At 62.9% G+C, this 11,629-nt stretch carries 11 protein-coding genes; 8 read left to right on the top strand and 3 right to left on the bottom strand.

The features are described from left to right. Window positions 1-77: 77 nt before the first annotated feature. Window positions 78-1,029, bottom strand: a protein-coding gene (locus G6N78_RS13225) for an IS630 family transposase (protein ID WP_165221754.1) whose coding sequence is annotated in 2 segments (ribosomal slippage) — window positions 78-695 and window positions 697-1,029 — 951 coding nt in all. Because the reading frame shifts where the segments join, the coding sequence is not laid out codon by codon here. A 1,023-nt stretch (window positions 1,030-2,052) separates the two neighbouring features. Here G6N78_RS13225 and G6N78_RS13220 point away from each other — a divergent pair. Together G6N78_RS13220 and G6N78_RS13215 are read left to right on the top strand one after the other, a co-directional pair. Then, window positions 2,053-2,487 carry a hypothetical protein gene (locus tag G6N78_RS13220; protein ID WP_165219112.1) on the top strand — a complete coding sequence of 145 codons (435 nt, stop codon included), beginning with the start codon at window positions 2,053-2,055 and terminating at the stop codon, window positions 2,485-2,487. A gap of 65 nt (window positions 2,488-2,552) precedes the next feature. After that, entirely contained in the window at window positions 2,553-2,750 is a 198-nt protein-coding gene (locus tag G6N78_RS13215; protein ID WP_165219110.1) for a hypothetical protein, read from the top strand. 41 nt (window positions 2,751-2,791) lie between these two features. Here G6N78_RS13215 and dusA read toward each other — a convergent pair whose 3' ends face one another. Next, a complete protein-coding gene (gene dusA, locus G6N78_RS13210; protein ID WP_234905963.1) occupies window positions 2,792-3,820 on the bottom strand; it encodes a tRNA dihydrouridine(20/20a) synthase DusA in 1,029 nt (342 codons plus the stop codon). 146 nt (window positions 3,821-3,966) lie between these two features. Next, window positions 3,967-4,104, bottom strand: a complete 138-nt coding sequence (locus G6N78_RS13205) for a hypothetical protein (RefSeq protein ID WP_165219106.1) — start codon at window positions 4,102-4,104, stop codon at window positions 3,967-3,969. Window positions 4,105-4,256: 152 nt separating this feature from the next. Here G6N78_RS13205 and G6N78_RS13200 point away from each other — a divergent pair, with 152 nt between their 5' ends. The 6 genes from G6N78_RS13200 (at window position 4,257) to G6N78_RS13175 (ending at window position 11,625) form a co-directional block, all read left to right on the top strand. Beyond that, entirely contained in the window at window positions 4,257-5,429 is a 1,173-nt protein-coding gene (locus G6N78_RS13200; RefSeq protein WP_165219104.1) for an MHYT domain-containing protein, read from the top strand. A 182-nt stretch (window positions 5,430-5,611) separates the two neighbouring features. Continuing rightward, window positions 5,612-6,475, top strand: a complete 864-nt coding sequence (locus G6N78_RS13195; RefSeq protein WP_165219102.1) for an FAD binding domain-containing protein — start codon at window positions 5,612-5,614, stop codon at window positions 6,473-6,475. Between the two features lie 10 nt (window positions 6,476-6,485). Then, a complete protein-coding gene (locus tag G6N78_RS13190) occupies window positions 6,486-6,986 on the top strand; it encodes a (2Fe-2S)-binding protein (RefSeq protein ID WP_165219100.1) in 501 nt (166 codons plus the stop codon). Beyond that, window positions 6,983-9,403: an aerobic carbon-monoxide dehydrogenase large subunit gene (locus G6N78_RS13185; RefSeq protein ID WP_165219098.1), complete on the top strand. Its 2,421-nt coding sequence runs from the start codon at window positions 6,983-6,985 to the stop codon at window positions 9,401-9,403. Before G6N78_RS13190 ends, G6N78_RS13185 begins: the two co-directional genes overlap by 4 nt. A gap of 141 nt (window positions 9,404-9,544) precedes the next feature. Beyond that, on the top strand, window positions 9,545-10,423 hold the full coding sequence (locus tag G6N78_RS13180) for an AAA family ATPase (protein ID WP_165219096.1): 879 nt from the start codon (window positions 9,545-9,547) through the stop codon (window positions 10,421-10,423). Further along, on the top strand, window positions 10,420-11,625 hold the full coding sequence (locus G6N78_RS13175) for a vWA domain-containing protein (protein ID WP_165219094.1): 1,206 nt from the start codon (window positions 10,420-10,422) through the stop codon (window positions 11,623-11,625). The genes G6N78_RS13180 and G6N78_RS13175 overlap by 4 nt, the downstream gene beginning before the upstream one ends. The last annotated feature ends 4 nt before the right edge of the window (window positions 11,626-11,629 follow it).

Below are 11,629 nucleotides of genomic sequence, written 5' to 3'. Positions count from 1 at the left end.
TAGTTCAACAGCGATGATACGCAATTAAGCGAGCTATGCACGTCGCTGAGGGCGCTTGAGACTAAAGCGTGTCGCATTTATTCTGCCTCATATCCTGCTGCGCGGAAAAAGTTTCTGCATTCAGTGACGGAGAAGAGGCTGATGATGTCGCCGAGGGCTTGGGCAATCGCATCGAAGCTTCTGGCGGCTCGCTTTCGTAAGAGCGCCTTGAGCTTTGAGAACGCCATTTCGATGGGGTTCAGGTCCGGTGAATAGGGCGGCAGGAAGAGCAGCCAGGCGCCCTTCGCCTTGACCAGCTGCTCGGCTTTCTCGCTTTTGTGGAAGCCGACATTGTCGAGGATGACAACATCGCCGGGCGACAGTGTCGGCGCAAGCTGTGTTTCGATCCATGTTTCGAAGATGCGGCCGTTCATGGGCCCCTCGACGATCCACGGCGCGGTCAGGCCATGGCAGCGCAGTCCGGCGATGAATGTCTGCGTCTTCCAGTGGCCGAAGGGAGCGTAAGCCGCAAAGCGGCTGCCTTTGGCACACCATCCGGTGCGCTTTGTCAGACGGGTATTCGTGGACGTCTCATCGATAAAGATGAGACGGGACAACGCCTTGTTGAAGAACCGCTTTCGGCGGTTGATCCAAAGGTCACGCGCCTTGGCGATCTCCGGTCTGCGCTGCTCGCTTGCCTTGAGGCTTTTTTTTATTGCTGAGCCCAAGCTGGTGTAGAAACCGCCCGACGGTGGCGCGGTGGACGTCGATGCCGCGCTCGGCCAGTTCGAGACACAGTTCGTCCAGGGTCACTTCGCCATGCAGAGCAACGCGTTCTCTGATCCATTCCCCATGAGGCGAAAGTTTACTGCCAGGCGGATGGCCCTGTCTGGCGGGGCGAAGAGAACCAGAGGAACGATGCAGGATCATCATGTTGTTGACGAACCGGGGCGAAACCCGGAAATGCCGGGCGGCTTCCCGATTGCTATTGCCTTCGTTCACAAACGCAACGACACGCTCACGCAACTCTATCGGATGCGGCTTACCCATGGCGCTTCTCCTTCCATGGGCAAATGAATCATAAATCCAAACAAACCGGAATACCGAATCTGGTTTGGCGCGACACGCTTTAACGCCTATTCGATTACTCCTTCGCTTCCGTTGTGTAGATCCGCTTCCCCCGTCAGCCCCCCTCTGCCCTGCCGGGCATCTCCCCCACAGGTGGGGAGATCGCATCGCGGCGCCGCTTTCCCGCCCCATGACCGTCGCAATCGAAGACACCGCCCCGACCTCTCTATAGACCGAGCGCCCAACCACTCTGCCGATCTCACCCCGTGTGGTGGGGTGAGGAGCGGTTCGCGAAGCGAAGCAATCGATCCAGTGAATCGATTGCAGCGACGAACGCGGGCAGGACAGAGGGGGGTGCGCCACCCCAACGCGCTCGCCATCAGACCGACAACCCACTGTTCCAAAACGATTTTCTGCAGATCCTCGGGTCAAGCCCGAGGATGACGACAAAAAAGTTCATCCCCACCCCCAACACCCATGCCTACAATCCCCTCGTCCCGCAGCGGATACACCGGCAGGCGTGCCGGCGATGCGGGGCCGGTTCGGGTCATGGGGAAAAGACGCAAAGCCTCATGACCTGAGTCCGCCAACAGGGTCCCCCTCCGGCGACCGGGTGGAGGCAGTGCGCGTCGGACGTCAGCGCACCGTCTCCAGAGTTCCCAGCGCAGCGCGCCGGACGTGCCTCATGTGGCACACAAGGGGATGGAGGTCGAAGGGCGCATCGCCCGTTGTCCGCCCGCGTCGTCCGATGAGGAATGACGCCGGGAACGGCGATGGCAAACGTCACCCGTCCATCCATCCAGTCAGAGGGACCAAACCGGCGGATAAAAATGCCGAACGGGGCGCTGAGAGGTGCCACATATAAAATACCTTACGAGGCAGCTTTCAGCGCCCCGGCCGATGCCATCTCCGAAGGGAGATGGAGAAACAAACGAGGATCACGCCACGGGCCGAAGGGTCGCGTGAACGGGAGCGGCTGCGCAACAGCCGGCGGAGGGATGACGGATGACGCGCGAGAAGATTGACACGGATATCGATTTCCAGTTCGTCATGCGCCGGACGATGGAGGCCCTGGCGGCCCCGGCGCTGGCCTGCGGGCAACGATCCTGCCGCCGCCATCGCCGCTGCACCGGCAGCGGACCGCAGGCGGCGGACTATCCCTGTCACAGGCGCGCGCCCCGCGCCGTCCTCGACCACATCGTCGCGAACGACGACCTGCAATCCGTCATTACGGACCATCTCCTCAAAGGCCAGTCGATCGATCCGCTGCAGGCGGCCGATCCCCACGCGGTCGCCATGGCCGTTACCCTCATTCTCCGCATGTTTCCGAAATCCCGCTGGCGCCGGTTGCGGCGTGCGCTCGCGAGCGCCGGCATTGCCTCGCCCTTGCCGTCGATGCGCAAGCCGAATCCGAAGCGACACAAAAACGCCGTGCGTTAAACCCCCGTCAACCCGGCCATGCCAGAACGGGTGTTTGCAAGCATAGTTGAAACTGCAGGAATACGATGATCGGCTTTATCAACACGCACAACCAGCCCGTCTACGTCAACCCGGCCCAGGTGCTCTATGTCACCGTCTACGAGGCCGAGGTCTCGATCATCGCGCTGGCGGTGATGGGCGGCTCCGGCAAACCGGTCTCCATCTATGTGCGCGGCAGCGTCGACGAGGTGCAGGCACGCCTGGTCAGCCGCGCCGCCGCCTGACGGGGGCCGCAAGGCGCTCAGCACGCCAGCCGGGAAGCGGTTCAGCCCGCCAGCCGGGCCGCGTCCGCCGCCGCCCCGCCCGCCGCCGCTTTCGGCCCGGCGGCGAGATCGACCGCGGCAAAGGCTTCTGCGATCAGCGCCGGCCCGACGCCCGCTTTCGTCGCCTCCGAGGACAGGATCTGCCGATAGCGCCGGGCGCCGGCAAAACCCTGGAACAGGCCGACCATGTGGCGCGTGACATGGTGCAGCCGCCCGCCGCCCGCCATCACCCGCTCCGCATAGGCCATCATCGTGTCGCGCAGCATGAGCCAGTCGAACGAGGGTGTCCCTCCCTCCTGCGGGGAGGGATCAGGGAGGGGTTTTTCGCCATAGATCGCCGCATCGACGCCAGTGAGCAACCCGGCATTCTGATAGGCGGCGCGCCCCAGCATCACCCCATCCACATGCGAAAGCTGCGCCACCGCCGCGTCGAGATCGGCAATTCCGCCATTGATGCCGATGAAGGTGCCCGAAAATTCCCGCTTCATCGCATGGACGAGCGCGTAATCGAGCGGCGGGATTTCCCGGTTTTCCTTCGGCGACAGCCCCTGCAGCCAGGCTTTTCGCGCATGGATCCAGACCGCGTCGCTGCCGGCGTCGATCACCCGTGCCAGGAACTCCGGCAGCACCTGCTCCGGCTGCTGATCATCCACCCCGATGCGGCATTTGACGGTGACCGGCAGCGCCGTCACCCGTTTCATCGCCGAAACGCACTCCGCCACCAGCGCCGGCGTCTTCATCAGGCAAGCGCCGAACGTGCCGCTCTGCACCCGGTCCGACGGACAGCCGACATTCAGGTTGATCTCGTCATAGGCAAACTCTGCCGCAATCCGCACCGCCTCGGCAAGCTTTGCCGGATCCGACCCGCCCAGCTGCAGCACGACCGGATGCTCCGCCGCATCATGCCCCAGAAGCCGCGCGCGCGGCCCATGGATGATCGCATCCGCCACCACCATCTCGGTAAACAGCACCGCCCGCCCCGACAGCTGCCGGTGAAAATACCGACAATGCCGATCCGTCCAGTCGATCATCGGTGCGACGGCAAAAACGGGAGCATTGAGATGTTTGATGTTTTGTTTTTCAACAGTCACTTACGGCGCTTTCTTCATCGTCTCGCTTCCTCTGGTTCGGGGCTATGTCCGCCGATTGAAGCATGGAGGCAGGATGGCGTGACTTATCACGAGACCGAGACCTTTGACAGCCGCCCTGCGGCTGCGGCCTGGATTTCAGCACGCGGACCGGGGCCAACGACATCGCCGAGGCAGCCGGGGTTACCGACGAGCAGCGAGCCTTTGCCCCGGATGGCGGCGCTCAAGGCTGTCTCTCTATCGTTGAGGCCATTTATTCGATTGATCGTATCAGCGACAGGGTTCAACCGGTAGTCAAACTTGCCTGTTGCGCGTGTTCGCTTGTATCCTTCTCAGCGGGAGGAAGCGCGCGACGGGGAGGTCGGGCGCGAAACGTTCTATGCTTTCAGGCCACAATCTCTATCTCGTGGCGCTTTCCCTCGCGATCGCGGTTCTGGGCGGGTATACCGGTCTTGGGCTCGCGGGTCGCATCCTGGGCAAGACCGATCTGCAACGCCGCGCACTTCTGGTGGGGGCGACCGTCGTTTTGTCGACCGGCATCTGGACGATGCACTTCATCGGCATGCTGGCGGCCCCCTTGCCCGCCGATACCGCCTACCTCGTCCTGCCCACCATTGTCTCATTTCTGATTTGTGCGCTGGTGGTCGGGATGTCGATCTTTTTCGTCGTCGGCAGTCGGCCCGGGACGTTGGGTACCGCACTTGCAGCGCTTCTGCTCGGCGTCGGCATTTGTTCGATGCATTATGTCGGCATCCATGGGCTGGCGGGCCCTTTCACCATCGAGCATGATCCCTGGAAAGTGCTGCTGTCGGTGGTGATCGCGATTGCCACGGCCTATGGCGCGCTGCGTATTTTTCTTGATCCGCAAGTAGGCCTACGGTTGGCCATCTCGGCCGTCGCCTTCGGGCTTGCCGTATCGGGCATGCATTACACGGCCATGTGGGGCATGCACGTGGTCCCCGCCAGCGCAGGCCATGACATGGCAATGATGGCGGCGAGTTTGCAGATGTCTTCGCAATTGGTCTCGCTCGTCGTCGCCTGTCTCTGTTTTCTTGTCACGGCGGGTTTCCTGCTGTTTCTGCTGCCCGACCAATGGGGCCGCGCCGACAGTCCGCCCGCACTGAACTCTACCGAAGGGGCCGAAATTGCCGTGCCTCGTGCGATGGAGCGCGAAGCGTCACCTATGCAGCCGCAACCCGGCAGGATTGAGCGCATTCCGGTGGAGAGCGGCGGAGCGACACAATTCATCCCGGTGGGTGACGTGCGGTCGATAAGGGCGGACGCGCATTACACCTGGGTACACGACGGCCACCGCGAACGCATGTGCGGCTGGTCGATCTCGGGGGCAGAGGCAGCGCTCGACCCCACCATTTTCATTCGCGTGCATCGCAGCCACATCGTCGCCCTGCCGCATGTGACGCTGGTGCGCAAGGAAGGCGACGCTGCCGTCGTGGAGCTCGACGGAGCCAATCCGCATCAGGCGCCGGTGAGCCGCGCACGGGTCGCGGAGGTCAAAGCGCGGCTGGGACTAACCCGCAGCAGCGCCGTCTAATCCAGATCTGCAGATAGGTAAAAGAGACTGACGCAGTTGGTGCGTCGCTCACCGCCGTTCGTGCGAAAAGCCGCGGTTCGTGATGTCGGTGCCCCGTCTGTCTTGCTGAAAACAGGGATGCGCCACAGGCTCCTCCAACACCCGCGTCGGGAGCGCGGCGTGCCCATCATCTGGAGGAGAAGATGATCCCGGGTTCTTTCGACTATCATCGCCCGTCAAGCGTGGCGGATGCGATCAAGCTATTGGCCGACCTCGGCGAGGAGGCGCGACCACTTGCAGGCGGCCACAGCCTCATCCCCATGATGAAGCTGCGCATGGCCTCGCCGGAACACCTTATCGATCTGGACGGGATCGAGGCACTGAAGGGTGTCCGTTATGTCGATGGCGAGATCGTCATTGGTGCCATGACGACCCAGCACGACCTTTTGCAATCTGCTGACATCGCGCAATCGTTGCCGATCCTGCATGAAGCGGCCAAGCTGATCGCTGATCCGCAGGTGCGCTACTGCGGCACGATCGGTGGCAATGTCGCCAATGGCGATCCCGGCAACGACATGCCGGCGCTGATGGTGACGCTCGGAGCCACGTACCAGCTCGAAGGTCCGAACGGGGCCCGTGACGTCTTTGCCCGCGACTTCTACGAGGCTGCCTATTTTACCGCACTCGAACCGGGCGAGATCCTGACTTCGGTGTCAATCCCGTCGAAGACGCATGGCCATGGCTACGCCTACGAAAAGCTGAAACGGAAGGTGGGCGACTACGCCACTGCCGCCGCCGCCGTGGTGCTGACGATGGAGCGCGACAAGGTCGCGTCCTGCGCGATCGGCCTTACCAATCTCGCCAATACACCGCTTCTGGCCGACGATGCCGCGGCCTCGCTGATCGGCACCCGCCTTGATGAGACATCGATCGCCTACGCCGTAGACCTCGCCCGGTCGATCATGGCACCGGCGGCCGATGGTCGCGGCCCGGCCGAATACAAGATCCATGTCGGCGGCATCATGGTCGCCCGCGCGATCAAGCGCGCCGCCGCTCGCGCAGCCTGAGGAGAGCAAGATGGCGAAGACGCATATCAGGATGACAGTCAATGGCGCCGAGGTCGAGGGACTGGCGGAGCCGCGCATGCTTCTCATCCATTTCATCCGTGAGACACTGTCGCTCACAGGCGCCCATATCGGCTGCGAAACATCGCACTGCGGCGCCTGCACCGTCGACATCGACGGACGCTCGGTCAAGAGCTGCACCGTTTTTGCCGTGCAGGCCAATGGCGCAGACATCACCACGATCGAGGGCATGGCGAATCCCGACGGAACGCTCTCGGCGCTGCAGGAAGGCTTCCGCATGATGCATGGCCTGCAATGCGGCTATTGCACGCCGGGCATGATCATGCGCGCCCATCGGTTGCTGCAGGAAAATCCGAACCCGACGGAGGAAGAAATCCGCTTCGGCATCGCCGGCAATCTCTGTCGCTGCACCGGCTATCAGAACATCGTCAAAGCGATCCAATACGCGGCCGCCAAGCTGAACGGCGCCGATTTCCAGGAGGCTGCGGAATGAACGACCTGACACCAACACGCGAACAGCGCGAAGCCCGTCTTGAAGGCATGGGCTGCAAACGCAAGCGGGTCGAAGACGTCCGCTTCACCCAGGGCAAGGGGAATTATGTTGATGATGTGAAGCTGCCCGGCATGCTGCACGGCGATTTTGTCCGCTCGCCGCATGCGCACGCCCGCATCAAGTCGATCAATACCGAAGCGGCGCTGAAAGTGCCGGGCGTGCTGGCGGTGCTGACCGCCGAGACGCTGAAGACAGTCAACCTCGCCTGGATGCCGACGCTCGCCGGCGACGTGCAGATGGTGTTGGCCGACGGCAAGGTGTTGTTCCAGAACCAGGAAGTCGCCTTCGTCGTTGCCACCGACCGCTATGCCGCCGATGACGGTATCGCTGCGGTCGAAGTGGACTATGAGCCGCTCGACGTGCTGGTCGATCCCTTCCAGGCCATGGCGGACGATGCCATCGTGCTGCGCGAGGATCTCGCCGGCAAGACCGTGGGCGCACACGGCCCCCGTAAGCATCACAACCACATCTTCGAATGGGCGGTTGGCGACAAGGATCTGACCGACGCCGCCTTCCGCAAGGCGGATGTGACAGTGAAAGAGATGATTTCCTATCACCGCACCCATCCCTCGCCGCTCGAAACGTGCCAGTGCGTCTGCTCCTTCGACAAGATCAAGGGCGAGCTGACCATCTGGGGCACGTTCCAGGCGCCGCATGTGATCCGCACCGTCGTCGCGCTGATTTCCAAGATCCCGGAACACAAGATCCATGTCATCGCCCCGGATATCGGCGGCGGCTTCGGCAACAAGGTCGGCGCCTATCCCGGTTATATCTGCGCAGCGGTCGCCACCATCGTGACCGGCAAGCCGGTAAAATGGGTCGAGGACCGGATGGAAAACCTCACCACCACATCCTTTGCCCGCGACTACCACATGACTACGGAGATCGCCGCCACCAAGGAGGGCAAAGTAACGGCGCTTCGCGTGCATGTCCTTGCCGATCACGGAGCCTTTGATGCCTGCGCCGACCCGTCCAAATGGCCGGCCGGCTTTTTCAACATCGTCACGGGTTCCTATGACTTCCCGGTGGCACATCTCGCCGTCGATGGCGTCTACACCAACAAGGCGCCGGGCGGCGTCGCCTATCGCTGTTCCTTCCGCGTCACGGAAGCCGCCTATTGCATAGAGCGCGGCATGGACATTCTCGCACAGAAACTCGGCATGGACCCAGCCGAGCTCAGGATGAAGAACTTCATCAGGCCCGAGCAATTCCCCTACCATTCTGCGCTCGGCTGGGAATATGACTCGGGCGACTATCATACCGCCATGGCCAAGGCGATGGAAACGATCGACTACGCCGGACTGCGACGCGAACAGGCAGAAAAGCGCGAGGCCTTCAAGCGCGGCGAAACGCGTGAAATCATGGGCATCGGCGTCTCCTTCTTCACCGAAATCGTCGGCGCTGGTCCGTCGAAGAATTGCGATATTCTCGGCATTGCGATGTTCGACAGCTGCGAGATCCGCTTACATCCAACCGGCGCCGGCATCGCCCGCATGGGCACCAAGAGTCAGGGCCAGGGCCATGAAACGACCTGGGCGCAGATCATCGCCACCGAGATCGGCATTCCCGCCGACGACATCATGGTCGAGGAAGGCAACACCGACACCGCACCCTACGGGCTCGGCACCTATGGCTCCCGTTCCACGCCAGTAGCCGGCGCGGCCATCGCCATGGCGGCCCGCAAGATCAAGGCCAAGGCGCAGATGATCGCCGCCTATCTGCTCGAAGTGCATGAGGACGATCTCGAATTCGACATCGACGGCTTCCGGGTGAAAGGTCTGCCGGAAAAATTCAGGTCGATGAAGGAAATCTGCTGGGCAGCCTATAATTCCGTGCCGCCCGGCATGGAGCCGGGGCTGGAGGCGGTCAGCTATTACGATCCGCCCAACATGACCTATCCTTTCGGCGCCTACTTCTGCGTAATGGACATTGATGTCGACACCGGTGTTTACAAGGTCAGGCGCTTCTATGCACTCGATGACTGTGGCACGCGCATCAACCCGATGATCATCGAGGGTCAGGTGCATGGCGGCCTCACGGAAGCCTTCGCCATCGCCATGGGCCAGGAGATCCGCTACGACGAGATGGGCAATGTGATGGGCGGCTCCTTCATGGACTTCTTCATTCCCACCGCCGTCGAAACCCCGCATTGGGAAACGGATTTCACCGTCACGCCCTCGCCGCATCATCCGATCGGCGCGAAGGGCGTCGGCGAAAGCCCGAATGTCGGCGGCGTACCGGCCTTCTCGAACGCCGTCAACGACGCCTTTTCCTTCCTCGGCGCAACCCATATCCAGATGCCGCATGATCACTGGCGCAACTGGAAGGCCGCGCGCGATCTTGGCGTGGCGGCATAGGGAGGCCAGGGTCGTGCCTGCTCGTTGCACGTTCCTCCTTGGGTGTCCCCGCTCTGCCCTACCGGCCATCTTCGCCTCATGCGGGGAGATGGCTGGCGGCAAAGAGCGTACGGTACCGCTTGCCTCTGGAAGGCGCGCGCCATGACTCCTCTCAGCCGCTCAGACATCGCCTCTCGCCTCGTCGCCGCGGGCTATATCCCCGACACCGACCTGACCACCGCCATCCAACTGATGCGGATGCTGGACCGGCCGCTGCTGCTCGAAGGCGAGGCCGGCGTCGGCAAGACGTCGGTGGCGACTGCACTCGCCGAGGTTCACGGTGCGAAACTCATTCGGCTGCAATGCTATGAAGGTCTGGATCAGGCTGCAGCGCTGTATGAATGGAACTATCAGCGTCAGTTACTGGCGATTGAGGCCGGTCGCGGCCGCGATGCCGATGCGCTTGCCGACGACGTGTTCTCCGAAAAGTACCTCTTGGAGCGGCCGCTGCTGAAGGCCATCCGCATGCCCTCGCCGCCGGTGCTGCTGATCGACGAGATTGACCGCGCAGACGAGGAATTCGAAGCCTTTCTCCTCGAACTGCTGTCCGATTATCAGGTGACAATCCCCGAACTCGGCACGATCCGGGCCACGTCGATCCCCCTCGTCGTGCTGACATCCAACGGAACGCGCGAACTTTCCGATGCCCTTCGCCGCCGCTGTCTCTATCATTATGTCGATTATCCCGACGTTGATCGCGAGGCGCGGATCATCCTCGCCCGGGTGAACTCCGCCGGAGCGTCACTGGCGCTTGCCATCGCCCGGATGGTCGAAGCGATCCGCAAGGAGGATCTGCGCAAGGTTCCAGGCGTCGCCGAAACGCTGGATTGGGCTGTCGCGCTGACCGGCCTTGGCGTCGAGACCCTCGGCGACAATCCGGAGATTGTCCATGAGACGCTGATGTGTCTGCTCAAAACCCGCGAGGACCGGTCTCGGATCACGGCTGAAGTGACCACGCGTCTGCTCGGGAGGGTCGCATGACCTGCTGCGGAACGCCCCTCACGCCAGACGAATCCGATCACGTCAATCGACTGCTCGCCGAACGTCTCGCAGCCTTCCTCGCCACCCTGCGCGACAACGCCTTCGCGATCGGCCTCAAAGAGGCGCAAGATGCGGCACTGTTGATGGCGAACGGCTTCAGCTCCGCACCGGCGCAACTCCGCTCCGCGCTCAAGCATCTGCTGACCAGCAAGCGCGAGGAGTGGCAACGTTTCGACGGTCTCTTCGATGCCTTCTGGCTCGGCAAGCGCGTCAAACGCCGAAGCCTGGTTTCGTCGAGCGCTGGCCCCGAGGCCAATCCGGCCATGAAATCGCTCGCCGACCGCGCTGCCAGCACCTCGCAGGCGGGCGGTGCCGATCAGGTGCCAGCCGTGAGCGAAACCGAAGCCGAGGGTGGCGCAACCGGTCGCATGGAGGGCGCGTCGGCGATCGAGACGCTCGACCGCACCGATTTTCGCAAACTCTCAGACCCCGATGACATCGCCCGCGCCCATGCCATCGCCGCCCGCCTCGCCCGGGTGATGCGCACGCGGCTGACGCGGCGCGACGAGATGCGAGCCAAGGGCCGGCGGCTCGATCTCCGCGGCACCATTCACGCCAATATCAGCCATGGCGGGGCGCCGATCGATCTCGTCTGGCGCCGGCGCAAGACCAAGCCGCTCCGGCTTGTGGTGTTGCTGGATGCATCGGCATCCATGCAGGCCTACACCGGCGTCTTCCTGCGCTTTATTCATGGCATGCTCGACGAGTTCCGCGAGGCCGAAGCCTTTCTGTTCGACACCCGCCTCGCCCATGTCTCTTCGGCGATGCGCGAACGCGACCCCGCCCGCGCGCTTGATCGCCTCGGCCTGATGGCACGCGGCGCGGGCGGCGGCACGCGCATCGCCGAAAGCCTGGGCGCCTTTAACCGCTGGCATGCGTCCCGCGTCATCCATTCCCGCACCTGCGTGATGATCGTATCCGATGGCTACGAGACCGGCGACGCCGCAGCGCTCGGGCAGGAGATGGCAGCACTGGCACGCCGCTGCCGCCGCATTGTTTGGCTCAATCCGATGCTGGGTTGGGATGGATATGAGCCCCGCGCCGCCGGCATTCGCGCCGCGTTGCCTTACGTCCAGCTGCACGCGCCGGCCCATACGCTGGCCTCTCTCGCAGACCTCGAACCCTATCTCGCCCGCCTGTGAGGTT

It is taken from the genome of Allorhizobium pseudoryzae (assembly GCF_011046245.1).
Lineage (GTDB): Bacteria > Pseudomonadota > Alphaproteobacteria > Rhizobiales > Rhizobiaceae > Neorhizobium > Neorhizobium pseudoryzae.
The sequence above is the reverse complement of the archived record's forward strand: the minus strand, read 5'-3'. Positions and strand labels throughout refer to the sequence as shown.